Genomic DNA, 16,035 nt, shown 5'->3' on the forward strand with positions numbered 1-16,035 from the left:
CAGCATGTCGTCCAGCACGAACACGCGGGTGTTGTCCGCCGGGCGGCCGATCGGGACCACCGCCCCGTCCCCGACCGCATCACACACCCACCCGGCGGCAGCGATCGTCGCCTCGGTCGGCCCGTACTGGTTGTGCAGTGGCACGTCCCCCAGCACGGCACCGAACCGGTCACGCAAGGCCGGAGTGAGCACCTCGCCACCACAGATCACGGCCCGCAGGCTGGTGCACTCGGCCGCCCCGGGAGACTGGACGAACACGTCGAGCATCGACGGCACGAACTGCGCGACCGTCACCTGCTCCCGCGCGATCACGCCGGTCAGGTACTGCGGGTCACGGTGTCCGCCGGGCCGGGCGAGCACGACCGCCGCGCCTTCCAGCAGCGGCCAGAACAGCTCTGGAACCGAGGCGTCGAACCCGAACGGGATCTTCTGCAGCACCCGGTCGCCGGACGACAGCCTGAACTCGGACTGGAGCCAGGCCAACAGGTTGGCCAGGGCGCGGTGGGGGACCACCACGCCCTTGGGGCGGCCGGTGGAACCGGAGGTGTAGATCACGTACACCGGATGGTCGGGCAGCAGCGCACCCCGGCGGTCCGCGTCCGTCACCGCAACCCCGTCCAGACCACCCAGCTCCGCCTGGACCCGCGGATCGTCCAGCACGACCCACGTCCCATCCCTGTCCACACCGCTCAGTCCCGCACCGACCTGCTCGGCGATCTGCGCGGCGAGCTGCGCGGTGGTCACCACCGAGACCGGCGCGGCATCACGCAAGGTGTCCACGATCCGCGCCACCGGATACTCCGGGTCCAACGGCACATACGCACCACCGGCCTTGACGATCGCCAGCAGCACCACGATCAGCTCCGGGGAACGCTCCATCAGAACCCCGACCAACGTCTCCGGACCCACCCCACGACCGATGAGCAGCCGCGCCAGCCGACTGGACCGCTCGTCCACCTCCCCGTACGACAACCGGACACCCTCACCCACCACCGCAACCGCATCCGGCGTACGCACCACCTGCGCGGCGAACAACCCCGGCAACGTCGCCTGAGGGCTCGCGGGAATTGCCCGGCCGGCCGCCCACTCGCAGAGCAGCCGTGCCCGCTCGCTTTCGTCCAGCAGATCGATCTGCCCGAGCGACGTCTGTGTATCGTCCGAGGCGAAGGCCTCCAAGACACGTGTGAAGCGCTGCCGCTGGGCCTCCAGCCCGGCCTGGGTGTACCGGAGGGAATCCGCGTCGAAGTAGATCCGCGCGCCGTCGGGCTGTCTGTAGATCGTGATCATGAGATCGCCGACCGGGCCGACGGACAGGTTGTGCACCGTTGTCGGGTGCCCGGCGAACCGGAAGTCATAGTCGGACGAGCAAAGGTTGAGCTCGAGCCCGGAGAGCTTCCCGGTAGCGTCGGCCATGCGCACGTTCCGGCGCATGCCTTCGCCTTGGTAGCGCTGGTGCGGCAGCACCTCGCCGACCTCTCGTGAGGCGACGCGCGCCAACTCGGGCAGAGTCATGGCCGGAGCAGCCGCGAGGTGCAGCGGCACGGTGTTGGAGAGCATGCCGGGGATGTGACGCAGGTGGGCGGGCCGGGCGTCGACGACGAGGCCGAGCGTGAGGTCGTCGGCTCCGGTGGTCTTGTGCAGGAAAGCGCCGGCTGCGCCGACCAGCAGGGCAGACCAGCACACGCCGGCCCGTTGTGCGGCGTCCTGCAGCCTGTCCACGTCGGCCTGCGGCAGGTATGCGGTCACACGGAGGCGCTCGCCGGGGACGGGGTTCTCCTCGGTGCGGGCGGGGAGTGCGACGGTCTCGGCCGAGCGGGCCAGGCGGTCACGCCAGAAGCGCTGGTCGGCCTCGAAGTCGGCGCCGGCGCGGTAGGCCTCGCCATCCTCCAGCAACTTCGCCAGGGGGCCGAACGGGCTGACGGGGCACGGCCCGCCCTCGACCAGCGCGGTGTACAGCTCAGCCACACGACGCATGACCAATGCCGTGCCGAAGCCGTCCAGCACCGTGTGGTGGTAGCGCGTGTGGAGGAAGAAGTGGTCCTCGCCCGCCTTGACCAGCGCAATGCGCCACAGCTCGCCGCCCGGCAGCTGCACCGGCGTCGCGCAGTCCTCCCGCATCCAGGCGAAGCCGGCTCCGACCGGGTCCGCCTCACCGCTGACATCCACGACGTGGAGAGCGGGGCCAACTCCCTCGACGAGCTCCTGCCACGGTCCGTCGTGCCCGGAGCCGAGCCTGATGCGCAGCGCGTCGGTCTCGCCGATCGCGCGCCGCACGGCCGACTCCATCACCGCCGCGTCCACTCGCCCGCGGATCTCTGCGCACTCGCCCACGTTGTACACCGGTCCGGACGCGTCCCGCTCGTGCGGGGACCGGACACCCATCTGGGAGCCGGGCAGCGACCAGGACGACGATATGGGTGGTTGCGACATCTTCAGTCCTCATGTGGGTGTGCCGGTACGGTCGCCAATAGGGGCGAGAGTGCCCAGCGGGACCCCGTGCACAGGTCCTCAGGTCCCGTGCGCGGTTGGGCCGGTCGGGTTCGGGGTGATGGACATGCGGCCACCGGGCGCGACTTCGACAGGCGTGAGCACCTGCGGAGTTCGGCCCGTGCAGGGCGGCGCCGGCTCCAGCGGGATCGCGAGAATGGTTCGTCGGCCACCCCGGCTTGGATGCCGGAAGTACGGCGGCCCGCAGCGTAAGCGTGTATCGCGGCTATCGGTGGACAAGGGAGAACAGCGCCGCGGTCGAGGGATGCGGAGTCGGCCGATCACCGGGACGCTGCTGAGTTCTGCCCGGACCGTGGAAGCGCCACGGGCCCCGAGCGATGGGGGCCAGTCATGGAAGTGACCGACACTGCCCCCGCAGACGGGAGGCAGACCAGCCGGCGGAACGCGGTCGTTGACCGCGGACGCCGGGAGAGCCACGGGCGCTCACGCCCAGTCGGCGTCAGGTCACCAGACGGAGCCAGTCACCCCATGCTGCCAATGAGGCTGTTGGGACGCAGGTCGTCCCAGTGCGCCTCGATGTAGTCAAGACAGGATTGCCTGGTGTCGGCGGGATGGACGACCATCCAGCCCCGGGGAACCTCGATGGACGCGGGCCACAGCGAGTGCTGGCGCTCCTCGTTGACGAGTACCAGGAACTGGCCGTCCGGAGCATCAAGAGCATTCACTTCTTGTTCCTCTTCGCGTATGCAGACTGGGGCCCACGGGTCTTGGAGATGCTGCGCCACAGTTCTTTTACACGTCAAGTTTAACGCAAGCGCGCAGAAGGACGGAAGCCTGGCCGGGCAGCTGACCATGTGGGAGGCCATGTGTGGGTGCGACAGGTCCGTGGTCGTGTCGTCGCACGAGCACATTGCGTCGCGCGAGGATCTCCTCACGCCGATCGAATTACTCCAGCGACGAGGCGCGGAGTTGACTGCTGGACGAGCAAGTGGACTTTTTTGAAAAGGAGTTGAGCTGCCGACTGGGCCACTGAGGTGTTCTCGGCAACGTGACGGTTGCGGTGCGTGACCGCGTGCGGGGTGAGCCGGACCGCGTCGAGTGACCCGCCGTCAGATATGGGTGAAGCCCCTGGTAGGAACAGGTCTGCGAAGATCAAGTTCCGTACGGCCAGAGGCTTCACGCGTTGACCAGTATCACCTGCACCGCCGTGCTCGATGTCGGCAGGGAGACCGCCGAGACCCTGGCCCGGCTCCTGCGCGAGCACCGCGATCGGCTCAGCACCCGCAAGAACACCCGCGCCCTGGGCGTCTTCAAGCAGGGGATCCTCGTCCTGCGGTGGTTCGTTGACGGAACCCGGCTGGCCCAACTCGCCCGGGACAGCCAGATCTCGGTGCCGACCGCCTACCGCTATCTCCACGAGGGGCTGACCGTGCTCGCCGACCACGCCCCGGACCTGTCCACCGCACTGGAGCGGGCGGCGACCGCCGGATACACCCACCTCAACCTGGACGGCACCGTCATCCGCACCGATCGCGTCGCCGCCCCCGGCCCCAACGGGGCGGATCTCTGGTGGTCCGGGAAACACAAGCATCATGGCGGGAACGTGCAGGTCATCTCCGCCCCGGACGGCTGGCCGCTCTGGGTGTCCCCGGTCCGCCCCGGCCGCGAGCACGACACCACCTGCGCGCGCACCCACGGCCTGATCGGCGCGCTGAACCGGCTCGCCGCCACCCTGGACATCCCGACCCTGACCGATCTCGGCTACGAGAATGCCGGCGACGGCTTCCGCCACCCGGTCAAGAAGCCGCAGGGCGGCGACCTCGACCTCGAACAGCAGACGTTCAACAAGGTGATCCGTGGCATCCACGGCGTCGCCGAGCGCGCGAATGCCCTGCTCAAAGTCACGTTCAAGACTCTGCGCCGGGTCAGCCTCGACCCCGGCAGCATCACCCGGATCGCCCGAGCCGCCCTCGTCCTGCTCCAGATGGAACACGGCCGCACCACCTGACCGAAGATCACAAACCGTCACGAGACGTTACCGAGAAGGGTTCAATGTCTCGCGGAATTCCTCGGAATGTTCGTCCTCATCACCTTCGGCTGCGGGGTGGCCGCCATGGCGGTCGCGGCCCTGCCGGGGTCGGGCCGCACCGCGGGAGCCACGACGAGTTTCGTGGGCGTCGGTGACTGGGTCATGCCCGTGCTCGGCTGGGGCCTGGCCGTGACCTTCGGCATCTACGTCGCCGGCGGTGTCAGCGGCGCGCACCTCAATCCCGCGGTCACCCTCGCCTTCGCGGTACGACGGCGGTTCCCCTGGCTCAAGGTCGTGCCGTACGTCGCCGCGCAACTGGCCGGTGCGTTCGCCGGGGCGGCGCTGGTGTACGCGGTCTACCACGACGCGATCAACGCGCTGGACCACGCGATGAAGGGGCCGAAGACGCATGGGCACACCCTGGCCACCTTCTCCATCTTCAGCACGTACCCCGCGCTGTACTTCCACGGCGGCGTCTGGGGGCCGGTCGTGGACCAGACAGTCGGGGCCGCCTTCATGATCATGTTCGTGATGGCGGTCATCGATATGCGCAATCCGGCGGTACGGGTCTTCCTCGGACCGCTGGTGATCGGATTCGCGGTCGCCGCCATCGGCCTGTCGTACGGCGCGAACGCGGGCTACGCCATAAATCCCCCGCGTGATCTCGGCCCGCGCCTGTTCGCCTGGATCATGGGCTGCAGGCAACTCGCGCTACCGGGCACGGTGCCCGGCTCCTTCAGCGGCTACTTCTGGGTTCCCCTCGTCGCACCCCTCGTCGGCGGCGTGATCGGGGTACTGGTGTACGACCTCCTCATCGGTGACGTCCTGCACCTGCGGACCCAGACGGCCATGCCTCCGGAGGTCGGCTGCACCCGTCCGGTCACGAGCGCGCGGAATGCGGTGATCGCCGGTTCACCGCCTCAGTAGGGCCCGGCTGCGGAGATCACCGGAGCAGTGGCCTCAGCGGGGCCCCACGACGGACGGAACACCTTCTCCGGGTCGTCGTGGGCGCTGCCCGAGAAGTCCTCGAAGCCCATGTTGGCGAGCTCCAGGTTCATGTGGATCTCATGCACGCCCCTCGGCTCCGTGCGGAACTCACGGCCGAACTCCATCGTCGCCTCGAAGTCCTCGTCGTCCTCGAAGGTCTCGCGGGTGACGGTGGTGACCGCGAGGAAGGCGTGGTGCTGCCCCTGCATCGTGGTCCGGTCCGCGACGAAGACAGTGAAGCGTCTCGGCGTACGGCTGCCTCCGACTTTCCGCAACTTCCTGCTCGTCAGCAACGGCTGGAGCAACATGGCCCACTCCTTCGACCTGCTCGGGGTCGAACGGATCGGGTGGCTCGCCGACGGGGCACGTCCCCTCCTCGATGCCTGCTCGGGGCCTGGCATGGAGTACTTCGCCGAGTACGTGAGGGTGCTGGAGCGGTGCCTGCTGATCTCCGACGACGACGGTGGCGCGGGTGGCCTCTGGCTGCTGCAACCCGGCGACGACGCGGAGAACGGCGAGTGGACGGGGTACGAGTGGTGGCCCGGCTACGGGGACGATCCCGAACCGTACGACAACTTCGCCGCGCTAATGTCCCGTCTGTGGCAGGACGCCGCAGAGTGAAGAGAACGGGGACGCCGGCTGACATCTCAGCCTCGAGCGGACACCCGGACCGCGTCGTCCGGCTCCGTCGTGCTCTCGGGCCAAGGTCCGCAGACGCCCATTGCCGTGGCCCGGCTGGGAGTCGGAGCCCACACGTCGTGGACCGGGGCCGCCACGCCGCCACCAAGGTTCTTGTGGCCTCAAGCGAGCACGGAGAAGGTATCCAGGGGCCGGATCCGGCGGCCCCGGTGAATACGCCGTAATCAGTCCGATCCCGCAGGAATCCCGTACACCGGCGTGAGCCTCGCCCGCGCCAGGCCATGGGCCACGAGTCGGAATCCGAGCCAGGCGGGGCTCGCCGTCGTCGTCACGTCGTCGAGGGTGGGGACGTCGAGCGCGTGAACGACGAACATGTACCGGTGGGGCACCTCCCCCGGCGGTGGTGCGGCGCCGAGGAAGCCGCACCGACCGGCGTCGTTGGTCAGCGTCCTCGCTCCGGCGGGCAGGCGTGCTCCGTCGGAGTCTCCCGCGCCGGCGGCAAGTTCGTTCACCGGCGCGGGGATGTCATGGACCGCCCAGTGCCAGAAACCACTGACCGTCAGCGCATCCGGGTCGAAGCATGTGACCGCGAAGCTCCTCGTCCCCTTCGGATACCTGCTCCACTCCAGGTGCGGAGAGCGGTCCTCGCCGGGCCCGCCGAAGATGGCGCTGCACTGCGCTACGTCCAGGGTCTTCCCGTCGGCGATGTCGTCGCTGCGCAGCGTGAACGCGGGCACCGGGGGAAGCGCGTCGTAAGGGTCAACAGGGTGCGGCATGCCCGTCCTCCATACGCCCGTCCGCCGTCGGACCCGTCCTGTGACCGCCGTGTCCCAGAGCGAGAGCCCTTCGACCTGGTCGGCAGACCGTAACGCACGTACAGCCTACGCACGGCTCTGGCCGGGCGCACTCGGACGTGCCGCCTCCCCCTTCTCCCCGTCACTTCGGCCGGGCCCTGTTTCGACCCCGGTCTCCCCCGACCAGTACTAGTCCACGGCCCATACCCGGAGCTGCCGGGCGATACGGGCCACGCCGAGCGCATCCGAGACGGCGTCCCGCGCCAGTGCGACGGCCGCCATGGGCGGATAGTCGAGCTGTTCCCCATTGAGCAGCAGGTACGCCTCGGTGGCGTGCCACGAAGGGGGTGTGTCAATTTAACGGCTGATCTTGGTTGTTGAGTGGTCAGTTGTTGCTCGGGGTCAGGCGGCCCTCGAAGGCGATCTGGAAGGCGTTCAAGGGCGCCTTCCAACGCATGGTCCACCGCTTGCGGCCCTTCCCCGTCGGGTCCAGCGACATGAGCGCCATGTAGACGCACTTGAGGGCGGCGGCTCCGTTGGGGAAGTGGCCGCGGGCCCGGACGGCCTTGCGTATGCGGGCGTTCACGCTCTCGATCGCGTTCGTCGAGCAGATGACTTTGCGGATCTCGACGTCGAAGGAGAGGAAGGGGACGAACTCGGCCCAGGCGTCGGACCACAGCTTCACGATCGCCGGATACTTCCCACCCCACGCCTCCTGGAACTCCAGGAACCGCTCCATCGCCGCGTCCTCGCTCGGCGCGGTGTAGACAGGCCTCAGCGCCTTGGCGATCTTGTCCCAGTCCTGGCGGGCCGCGTAACGGAAGCTGTTGCGCAGCAGGTGAACGACACAGGTTTGAACAATCGTTCGAGGCCAGACGGCCTCCACCGCATCGGGCAGGCCCTTCAGTCCGTCGCAGACCAGCATGAGCACGTCGTCGATGCCGCGGTTCTTCAGCTCGGTGAACACGTGCAGCCAGTACTTCGCGCCCTCGCCGCCGTCGCCGGCCCAGATCCCCAGGATGTCCCGGGTGCCTTCGGTGGTCACGGCCATGACGACGTAGATCGGGCGGTTCGCGACCTGGCCGTCGCGGATCTTGACGTTGATGGCGTCCACGAACAGGACCGGATAGACGCGGTCCAGCGGGCGGTTGGACCATTCCGCCATACCCTCCATCACCTTGTCGGTGATCGTCGAGATGGTCTGCTTGGAGATCTCCGCGCCGTAGACCTCGGCCAGGTGCGCGGAGATCTCCCCGTGCGTGAGCCCCTTCGCGGACAGCGACAACACCATCTCGACCACGCCGGTCAGGCGCCGCTGCCGCTTCTTGACGATCTGCGGCTCGAACGTGCCGGCCACGTCCCGGGGGACCTTCACCTCGACCGGGCCGACGTCGGTCAATACGGTCTTCGCCCGCGTTCCGTTCCTGCTGTTGCCACTGTTACGGCCCTCGGCGTCGTGCTTCTCGTATCCGAGGTGATCGGTGATCTCACCCTCCAGGGCGGACTCCAGCACCCGCTTGGTCAGCATCTGCAACAGGCCACCCTCGCCGGTCAGCTGCAGCCCCTCGGAGCGGGCCCGGTCCACGAGCATCGCGACCAACTGCTCATCCGACGCAGCCGGCACCGGCGTGACCGCCGGCTTCTCCACGGACTCCTGCCCGACAACGGTCTCGGTCATCTCTGGCGTCTCCTTGATCATCAGATCCGCCGTTGATTAGACACTCCCATTTCGGGTCGACGGAGACGACGACCAGGGCGCGGTCCAGGGCGTGGATGTCCGCCTCGCTGGTGATGTTCTCCAGCTGCTTGGCGGCAGAGTCGGAGAAGGCGATCCGGGCGCGGCGGGGCCCGTGTCCTTGGGCCATCAGGCGACGGCCGGCCGCTGCGCGGCAAGGCGCGCGAGGTGTGCCTCCCGCAGGTCTTCCCAGGGCGTGCAGTCTTCGGGCGACAGGAGACCGTTTTTCGCGATGCCCTCCAGGACGGCGGCGAACTGGTCGGCCTGCTCGCGGGTTCAAGCTGCGTAGGCGCGGACCGCGTCGGCGGTTGCGAACTCCAGCTGCTGCCGGACGACTCCGTCGGCGGGGGCCGGCTGGTCGTTCATCGGAGCCTCCAGAAGGTACAGGCGTGTGCTCTCACGATATCGGCCGCCCCGGGGCATAGGGACCACTCCGAACGAACCAACTCCTCCGAGGACGTGAGAACCAGGCCCCAGGTGAGACCAGCTTCCGGCCCGTTCCGCGGCCATCAGAGAAAACGCCCGTCTCGGGCCCAGAGGTCCCGGCTCTGGGATGGGCTGCGGGATTCACGACGCAGGCAGCAGTTGTGGACGATCACGTAATTCACTTGATGCGGAGCACGAAAGTGGCCGCCGCCGCGGCCAGGACGATGCCGACGGGCCAACGGGCCAACGGGCCAACGGGCCAACGGGCCAACGGGCCAAGGATCTGACCGACCGAGTAACCGGCGGTCGGCAGGCGACGGCGCGCGGGAACCGCAGATGCGTCCCCGCGGGCCAGGGTGCTCACGCCGATGAAGGTGGAGCCGAACAGCACCGCGGAGATCAGCGCGGCCGCCACTTCCCCCGACCAGCGAAGGCAGGACGATGCCCACGGCCTGGACGGCGACTGCGGCGAGCAGCAGGTCAGGCCTCCCACCGACCAGGCTCGTGTATTCCCAGGGACGAGGGCCCGACAGGGGGCGACGCCGGTGGCGCAGGTTGGACCCGGGCAAGATAGTCGATCGGTCGTATACTCTAGGCATGGGACGGACCAGTGATGCCAAGAACAAGATTCTTACCGTTGCTCAGTCGCTGATCGAGCAGCGCGGTTACTCGGCGCTGGGCGTCGCCGAGATTTGCAAGACGGCCGGCGTGCCCAAGGGCAGTTTCTACTACTTCTTCGAGTCCAAGGAGACCTTGGCACTCGCCGTGATCGACCAGCACTGGACCGCCGAGCGGCACGAGTGGGAGTCTGTGCTGAACGGCGACACCGAGCCCCTGCAGCGGCTACAGCAATTGTTCGAGTCCATGGAGAAGCAACAGCGGGCCGGACAGGAGAGCTGCGGATCGGTGGTGGGGTGCATGTTCGGGAACCTCTCCCTGGAGATGAGCAATCAGGCCGACGCCGTGCGCCGGCGTCTGCAGGCGATCTTCGAAGCTCAGGTGGAGCTGGTCGGCGCGGTCGTCGCCGAGGCCCAGCGGCGTGGCGACGTGACCGTGGCCGACGCCCGCGCCGTTGCCCGGTCCATGGTCGCGCAGGTCGAGGGCCAGGTGCTCTTCGCCAAGCTGCACGACGACCCCACTGAGCTCGGCACACTCTGGCCGAGCTGCCGCGCCCTGCTGGGCGTGCGGGATCATCAGGCCCCGGCTCGCGCCTGACACGGCCACCGCGCAGTGAAGCGGGGCTGCTCCCCAGAATGAAGCCCTTCGCCGGTGAACTCGTCGCCGAGGACTTGCGTGAACTCGGTGTCGACGTGCGCATCGGGACCTCGGTGCGACGGGGTCGGCGAGGTGCGCACGAAGGTGTCCGACGGCGGCGAGATAGTCTCGGACGAGATTCTGTTCGCCGTCGGACGAGTGCCCAAGACGCAGGCAGGGCCCTTCCTCCACGACTCCGACGCTGAGATAGCCGTACTTCACGGGACCGGGGAAGTCGCCAGCCTGGAGGGCGCGCATGACTTCGTGCTGGCGGCGGGGCACGCCGCCGCGTAAGACCAGCATCTCGGTGCCGCGGCTCACCCCGGACCACAGCGCCCGCACCAGCACGTCGCCCTCGCCCGGTTCCGGCAGGCTCACGTCGCGGATCTCTCCCCGGCCTGGCGGGCAGAGCCAACGTTCGGGCGGAACGGTCCATTGTCGTCCTCCTGCACGATCGAGAAGTCAGGTGTTCGACACGTGTGAGCCACACCAGAGTCTCGGCTGCCGACATGTGTGCTTGCAGCCGAAATTACCTCACTCTCGCGCTCTCGGTGTACGGGCCCTCGGGCGCCGTCCGACGAGCAGACGGAACGGCTAGCAGTCACCGGTTTGGCCAGTGACGGATACTGTGGAACAGTCACCCCGCACTCAATCCGTACGACGGAGGTTCCTCATGATCAACAGGCGTGCCTTCAACAAGGCGGCGGGCCTCGGCACCGGCGCGGCCGCGGTCTCGCTGGCAGGTCTCCAGGCGAACGCGAAGGCAGCAACCGCCCACGTCGGAGCAGGCGCAGTCCCGACACCGACCGTACCGGCGGTGACCCCGGGTACGCACACGTCTTTCGCCCGGCTGAAGCAGGTCAGGGCCGGTGTGCTGGACGTCGGTTACGCCGAGGACGGTCCCCGGCACGGACCCGTGGTCATCTGCCTGCACGGCTGGCCCTACGACATCCACAGCTACGTCGACGTCGCCCCGCTCCTCGCTGCCCAGGGCTACCGCGTCATCGTCCCGTTCCTCCGTGGCCACGGCACGACGACGTTCCTGTCCTCCCGGACGGTCCGCAACGCACAGCAGTCGGCTGTCGCTCTGGACATCATCGCCCTGATGGACGCCCTCAAGATCGACAAGGCCCTGCTGGCCGGCTTCGACTGGGGCTCGCGCACCGCCGACATCATCGCGGCCCTCTGGCCAGAGCGCGTGAAGGGTCTGGTGTCCGTCAGCGGATACCTCATCACCAATGTCGAGGCACAGAAGAAGCCGCTGGCGCCCAAGGCCGAGTACACCTGGTGGTACCAGTACTACTTCGCCACCGAGCGCGGCCGCCTCGCCATGGAGGACAAGACCGACCGGCACGACCTGTGCCGGCTCGTCTGGGGCACCGTCTCTCCGACCTGGAACTTCGACGACGCCACCTTCGAGCGCACGGCCGCCGCGTTCGAGAACCCCGACTACGCGGCCATCGTGATCCACAACTACCGCTGGCGACTGGGCCTCGCGGACGGCGAACGCCGCTACGACCGCTACGAGAAGGCACTCGCCACCCGCCCCGTCATCGAGGTGCCGACGATCACGCTCGACCCCGAGCGCGACCCGTTCACCGCACCCGGCAACGGAGCGGCGTATCGCAACCAGTTCACCGGCAAGTACGGCCACCGCACACTCGCCGGGATCGGCCACAACCTGCCGCAGGAGGCACCCACGGCCTTCGCCCAGGCCGTCGTCGACGTCGACCACTTCTGAGATCGAGCACCCGGGGTTGTGCCACAGAGGCGTCCCCGCCCTCCGGCGGACGGAGAGGAATGATGAAGAGCAGTAGCCCCATCTTCTCTCACCGGGGTTTCGGCCCGACGTACGCGGCAAGGCTATGGGCTCGCCGTCGTCGCGGACGTCATCGCCTTCGCCTCATCGGTCATCCACGCGTTCATGCGCGCACGTCCCGACCCCTAATCCTGGGGTATGCGGCGTTCGAAGGCTTTTCCTCGGTGTGATCTCCGACGCCACATCCGCGTACATCGCTCCAGGCGAGATCGTCCAGGCGGTCGTCGGCGTCTTCGTCGCTGTGCTAATCGCGTACCGGGTGCGCTGGATACGTGTCACGGGGAGGTTCTCCGGCTTCGTGCTCGCCACCGCCACCGGCTTCCTCCTGCTGCTGACGGTAAATCAGTTTCCCGCCGTGTTCGGCGCGAGTGACGGCCTGGAACTGGACAGCGGCGGACTCGGGATCGCCTTCGGAGCCGCCAGCATCTTCTCGGCGCGTGTTTCCTGGCCCTCGGCTTCAAGCAGGTCGAGGACGCGGCGCCCCGCGCGAGGAGTCCTGGCTGGCAGCCTTCGGCCTCACCGCGACCCTGGTCTGGATCTATCTGGAGGCGCTGCGCGTGCTCACCCTCTTGCGGAACGACACCTGACCGGCACCACCGAGCAGGCGGTCGGTCCAGGTCGCTCGGCAGTCAGAGGTGGTCCAGGACCACCGGTGCGGCCGAGGACCGACGGCGGCCGGTGGGTGGGGGGCGGATCGCTGGATCGTGTGAGGGATCGTCAGGCACCAGCGTACCGGCCGGGAACGGCAATCTCGCGGCCGGGTTCGGCGGCGGTGCCGACGGCTGCCCACTGGCATACGGGACTCGCTACGATCTTGCTCAGCGCGGGACACACCTCATAGCTGTGCGCGCCCTGGATCCCGGCGGCCTCGACGAACCAGCACATCACCACCATCCGTACGCGGTGGGGAAAGGTCAGCGAGCGGAGTTCAGGGGCCTGAACCCGGGCATGCACGTGGGCTCGGTCTGCAGACGTTGAACGGTGGCACTGCGGACGCCGTGCCTGCCACGGGTCGGCCGCGGGCCTCACGAGGACAGAGGTCGTTCAGGGTCCCGGCCCGAGGCGAGGGCGTGGTCACCGGTGCCCTGCGCAGGGATGCTCCCTGCCAGACTCGTGGAGGCGGCGGGGCGGCCGGACCGAAGGACGACAACCGCGAGGAGGGCGGCGGCCAGGAGCGCTCCTCCGCTCAACGCCACGGCCACATGGATGCCGCCGGTGAAGGCGCGGGCCGCCGCGGTGAACACAGCGCGGCTCTGGGGTCCGGGCGGAAGTTCGCCCAGTGCCCGCAGGCCGCCTTGGCTCAACAGGGCATGGGCCCGGACCGCGGTCGCCGGGGCCACCCGCTGCGCGGCGAGTTCATGGGGCAGCGTGCTGCCGACCCGGCTGGTGACGACGGCGCCCAGCACGGCCGGGCCGAGCGCGCCCCCGGTCTGACGAAGGGTGTTGATCGCGGCGCCGGCCACACCCATGAGCGGGGCGGGGACCGAGCCCACGGCGATCGCCGTCATGGAGGCCAGCACCAGACCGAAGCCCGCGCCGATCCCGGCGAGGCGCCACCACACGTCGCCGAGGCCGCTGCCGGTGGACAGACCGGTCAGGCTGAGCATGCCGGCACCTCCCAGCACCAGGCCGATGACCAGAGGCACCCGCGGATGCGTACGGTGGGCGATCCGCGCCGCCAGCGGGCCGGTGAACACGATGGGCCCGGTGACCACCAGGAACCGCAAGGCGACGGCCCCCACCTTCTCGTGCTGGAGACCGCCGAAGAAGAGGCTCAGCAGGAACAACGTGCCGACCAGGCCGAACATCACCAGCATCGCCACCACGCCGGTGGCCGTGAACTGTCGGCTCCTGAACAGCCGCAGATCCAGCATGGGCGAAGACGTGCGGCTCTCCCGCAGCACGAACCCGGCCAGCGCGAGGGCACTCGACACGAACGCGGTCACGACACGGGCCGAACTCCAACCGCTGTTCGGCCCCTCGATCACCGCGAACACCAGCGGGGCGATCGCCAGGACGGCCGCGACTTGTCCCGGAGCGTCCAGGGCGCGGCCGGAACGGCGTTCTGTCTCCTCGACACCGAAGCCCGCCAGGACGAGTCCGACGAGTGCGAAGGGCACGACCGCGGAATAGAGCCATACCCATCGGGCGTCCGCGGTGTCGATTACCAGCGTGCTCAGCCAGGGGCCCACCACCAGGCCGAGCGCCAGCGACGAGGCCCAGACGGCGATGGCTTGCGCACGTCGCCGCGGATCGGGAACGGCGTGCGAGACCACGGCGAGCGACGAGGCGAGCAGCGAGGCGGCGGCGAGTCCGAGAACCGCCTGGGCCGTCCACAGCAGCGCCACCGACGAACCCGAGCACAGACCGAGCACTGCCCCGGCGCAGATGAGCGAGAGCCCTGCGAGCAACACCTTCTTGTGTCCGTGCCGTTCGCCCAGTGTCCCGGACAGCATGATGAAGGCGGCCATGGTAAGGACGAAGGCGTCCACCACCCAGGTCAGTTCGCTCGTGGTGACACCGAGGTCCACCTGGATGGAGGGCAGTGCCACCGACACCGCCGTCAGCGGCACGTATGCGCAGAAGACGGCGAGACACGCGGCGACCACGCTCAGCATCCGCCGGCGCGCATCGGCGGCACCGGACGGACGCGAGGACGGGGAGCCGGGCGACGCCGACGGCGCGGAACGCGAGAACGACGGGTTTGACGCGGTGGTCATGGAGCACACCTTTGAGTGGTCAGCAGGAAATATGTGGCGGCGAGCGCCAAGCTCCACCGGTGACAACCACGGGGCCGCACGCTGATGTCGGTGCGAGGCCCCGGAGACATGTGAACTGTACATTTTTTTCAAACATGGTCGACGAACAGTCACGAATGCCGTTTTCCACGGTTGTTGGCGCAACATGGGGATGCCGATGCTAGTCCGGCCGTCGATGTGTCAGACGTCGTCCGGTTCACCGAAAGCGGCATCCGTGCGATCGTCCGGCAGCCACCGGGAGTGGTGCCGCGCGGCCCAGGACCTGCGAACGGCGGCACCGCGCGCGAGGAGACGGCGCGAACAGCGCGGCGGCCTGCTGCGCCGTCGTCGCAGCAGGCCGCAGGTGGACCGGGCGGAGTCACGGGCCGTGGGGCCGCACCACTCACCCGGGCGCCGAACCCGCTGTGCACGTCGACGAGTTGGTGAGATCGGGCTGGAGCCACAAGTTCCCGGCCACACCGGGCCGCCAACTTCATCGGCCGTGGCGCAGCGGGGTTCGGGCGTCTGCCGTCTGCCGGGTTGTCACACGCGCGGGAACGCCTCTCCGTACTGAACCGCCCCAATACCACACACGTATTTGCCGGGCTCGAGGAAGTGCATCAGAGAGTGGATGTGTATTGCAAACGGCCAACCTTGACTTCACGTCATAAGGAACAAAAGGCCCACGAAACAGATTGCGCCCGCACATTCGGAAGAACGGAACCGGTGTGTCACGGGGAACACACCGGTTCAGCCGTTCACATGCCGCCGTGGCGGAGGCGTCAGTCGCGCCGGGAGACTTGGTAGTGAGTGATGTACCACTCGCCGTCCAGCCGCCGGAGTACCACTGTGAGAGTGACCGGAATGGTGGGCCGGTCGGAGAAGGAGAAGTCGACGCTCAGGTATCCGAGCAGGGCCTCCTCGGCGAGTGACCGGACCTCCAGCACATCGTAGTCCGCCACCAGCCCGAGCGGCTGGGAGTCGTAGTACTGCTCGACCCCGGGACGCCCGACGCTGTAGGGGCGCAGTCCCTGGAAGATCGCGTCCTCGGTGAAACACGCCGCCACCTGCTGCGGTTCGTGCGCGTCGACCGCGCCCTTCCAACGGTCCATGACGTCACGCAGGACGGTTCGCTGTTCTCCCGTGCTCTCCATCAACTGTTCCTC

The 16,035-nt window shown here is 68.4% G+C and carries 14 protein-coding genes and 3 pseudogenes; 6 read left to right on the forward strand and 11 right to left on the reverse strand.

The window, feature by feature from the left end; genetic code table 11:
• Both ACZ7OO_RS42685 and ACZ7OO_RS42690 read right to left on the reverse strand, forming a co-directional pair.
• On the reverse strand, positions 1 to 2,430 hold a 2,430-nt coding region (locus ACZ7OO_RS42685), incomplete at its 3' end, for an AMP-binding protein (protein WP_471512785.1).
• A gap of 539 nt (positions 2,431 to 2,969) precedes the next feature.
• Positions 2,970 to 3,173 (reverse strand): MbtH family protein, encoded by a 204-nt coding sequence (locus tag ACZ7OO_RS42690; RefSeq protein ID WP_471512786.1) that lies wholly within the window; start codon positions 3,171 to 3,173, stop codon positions 2,970 to 2,972.
• Between the two features lie 482 nt (positions 3,174 to 3,655).
• On the opposite strand from ACZ7OO_RS42690, the gene ACZ7OO_RS42695 reads away from it, so the two are divergent.
• On the forward strand, positions 3,656 to 4,456 hold the full coding sequence (locus tag ACZ7OO_RS42695) for an HARBI1 family protein (RefSeq protein ID WP_471512806.1): 801 nt from the start codon (positions 3,656 to 3,658) through the stop codon (positions 4,454 to 4,456).
• Between the two features lie 6 nt (positions 4,457 to 4,462).
• The gene (locus ACZ7OO_RS42700) at positions 4,463 to 5,404 is read left to right on the forward strand and encodes an MIP/aquaporin family protein (protein ID WP_471512807.1); all 942 of its coding nucleotides are present in this window, start codon (positions 4,463 to 4,465) and stop codon (positions 5,402 to 5,404) included.
• On the opposite strand, the gene ACZ7OO_RS42705 is transcribed toward ACZ7OO_RS42700, so the two are convergent.
• The gene (locus ACZ7OO_RS42705; protein WP_471512787.1) at positions 5,398 to 5,673 is read right to left on the reverse strand and encodes a DUF6924 domain-containing protein; all 276 of its coding nucleotides are present in this window, start codon (positions 5,671 to 5,673) and stop codon (positions 5,398 to 5,400) included. The genes ACZ7OO_RS42700 and ACZ7OO_RS42705 overlap by 7 nt on opposite strands.
• Before the next feature lie 25 nt (positions 5,674 to 5,698).
• Here ACZ7OO_RS42705 and ACZ7OO_RS42710 point away from each other — a divergent pair, with 25 nt between their 5' ends.
• On the forward strand, positions 5,699 to 6,085 hold the full coding sequence (locus tag ACZ7OO_RS42710; RefSeq protein ID WP_471512788.1) for an SMI1/KNR4 family protein: 387 nt from the start codon (positions 5,699 to 5,701) through the stop codon (positions 6,083 to 6,085).
• Positions 6,086 to 6,327: 242 nt separating this feature from the next.
• Here ACZ7OO_RS42710 and ACZ7OO_RS42715 read toward each other — a convergent pair whose 3' ends face one another.
• The 5 genes and pseudogenes from ACZ7OO_RS42715 to ACZ7OO_RS42735 all read right to left on the reverse strand — a co-directional run bounded on the left by ACZ7OO_RS42715 (position 6,328) and on the right by ACZ7OO_RS42735 (position 9,473).
• Positions 6,328 to 6,879 carry a YbhB/YbcL family Raf kinase inhibitor-like protein gene (locus ACZ7OO_RS42715; protein ID WP_471512789.1) on the reverse strand — a complete coding sequence of 184 codons (552 nt, stop codon included), beginning with the start codon at positions 6,877 to 6,879 and terminating at the stop codon, positions 6,328 to 6,330.
• Positions 6,880 to 7,282: 403 nt separating this feature from the next.
• A complete protein-coding gene (locus ACZ7OO_RS42720; protein ID WP_471512808.1) occupies positions 7,283 to 8,488 on the reverse strand; it encodes an IS256 family transposase in 1,206 nt (401 codons plus the stop codon).
• 13 nt (positions 8,489 to 8,501) lie between these two features.
• Positions 8,502 to 8,762 carry a hypothetical protein gene (locus tag ACZ7OO_RS42725; protein WP_471512790.1) on the reverse strand — a complete coding sequence of 87 codons (261 nt, stop codon included), beginning with the start codon at positions 8,760 to 8,762 and terminating at the stop codon, positions 8,502 to 8,504.
• Positions 8,762 to 8,998 (reverse strand): annotated as a pseudogene (locus ACZ7OO_RS42730) (hypothetical protein). The gene ACZ7OO_RS42725 and the pseudogene ACZ7OO_RS42730 overlap by 1 nt, the downstream one beginning before the upstream one ends.
• A 238-nt stretch (positions 8,999 to 9,236) precedes the next feature.
• Positions 9,237 to 9,473, reverse strand: coding sequence for a hypothetical protein (locus ACZ7OO_RS42735; protein ID WP_471512791.1), 237 nt, complete (start codon positions 9,471 to 9,473; stop codon positions 9,237 to 9,239).
• A 182-nt stretch (positions 9,474 to 9,655) separates the two neighbouring features.
• Between ACZ7OO_RS42735 and ACZ7OO_RS42740 the strand changes: the two genes are divergently transcribed.
• Positions 9,656 to 10,273 (forward strand): TetR/AcrR family transcriptional regulator, encoded by a 618-nt coding sequence (locus ACZ7OO_RS42740; protein WP_471512792.1) that lies wholly within the window; start codon positions 9,656 to 9,658, stop codon positions 10,271 to 10,273.
• A gap of 209 nt (positions 10,274 to 10,482) precedes the next feature.
• Here ACZ7OO_RS42740 and ACZ7OO_RS42745 read toward each other — a convergent pair.
• Positions 10,483 to 10,748, reverse strand: a pseudogene (locus ACZ7OO_RS42745) (dehydrogenase); the annotation flags it as partial.
• A 237-nt stretch (positions 10,749 to 10,985) separates the two neighbouring features.
• Here ACZ7OO_RS42745 and ACZ7OO_RS42750 point away from each other — a divergent pair.
• Together ACZ7OO_RS42750 and ACZ7OO_RS42755 are read left to right on the forward strand one after the other, a co-directional pair.
• A complete protein-coding gene (locus ACZ7OO_RS42750) occupies positions 10,986 to 12,053 on the forward strand; it encodes an alpha/beta fold hydrolase (protein ID WP_471512793.1) in 1,068 nt (355 codons plus the stop codon).
• Between the two features lie 84 nt (positions 12,054 to 12,137).
• A pseudogene (locus ACZ7OO_RS42755) lies at positions 12,138 to 12,718 on the forward strand (Bax inhibitor-1/YccA family membrane protein); the annotation flags it as partial.
• Positions 12,719 to 13,156: 438 nt separating this feature from the next.
• Here the strand turns inward: ACZ7OO_RS42755 and ACZ7OO_RS42760 are convergent.
• Positions 13,157 to 14,851, reverse strand: a complete 1,695-nt coding sequence (locus ACZ7OO_RS42760) for an MFS transporter (RefSeq protein ID WP_471512794.1) — start codon at positions 14,849 to 14,851, stop codon at positions 13,157 to 13,159.
• Between the two features lie 800 nt (positions 14,852 to 15,651).
• Entirely contained in the window at positions 15,652 to 16,023 is a 372-nt protein-coding gene (locus tag ACZ7OO_RS42765) for a YybH family protein (protein ID WP_471512795.1), read from the reverse strand.
• Positions 16,024 to 16,035 lie beyond the last annotated feature (12 nt).

This window comes from Streptomyces sp. NPDC111744 (assembly GCF_055634995.1).

Coding starts and splice junctions, on each gene's coding strand:
- ACZ7OO_RS42705 (WP_471512787.1), bottom strand. CDS start 5,673: ATGCAGGGGCAGCACCACGCCTTCCTCGCGGTCACCACCGTCACCCGC.
- ACZ7OO_RS42715 (WP_471512789.1), bottom strand. CDS start 6,879: ATGCCGCACCCTGTTGACCCTTACGACGCGCTTCCCCCGGTGCCCGCG.
- ACZ7OO_RS42720 (WP_471512808.1), bottom strand. CDS start 8,488: ATGCTCGTGGACCGGGCCCGCTCCGAGGGGCTGCAGCTGACCGGCGAG.
- ACZ7OO_RS42725 (WP_471512790.1), bottom strand. CDS start 8,762: ATGGCCCAAGGACACGGGCCCCGCCGCGCCCGGATCGCCTTCTCCGAC.
- ACZ7OO_RS42740 (WP_471512792.1), top strand. CDS start 9,656: ATGGGACGGACCAGTGATGCCAAGAACAAGATTCTTACCGTTGCTCAG.
- ACZ7OO_RS42750 (WP_471512793.1), top strand. CDS start 10,986: ATGATCAACAGGCGTGCCTTCAACAAGGCGGCGGGCCTCGGCACCGGC.
- ACZ7OO_RS42760 (WP_471512794.1), bottom strand. CDS start 14,851: ATGACCACCGCGTCAAACCCGTCGTTCTCGCGTTCCGCGCCGTCGGCG.
- ACZ7OO_RS42765 (WP_471512795.1), bottom strand. CDS start 16,023: ATGGAGAGCACGGGAGAACAGCGAACCGTCCTGCGTGACGTCATGGAC.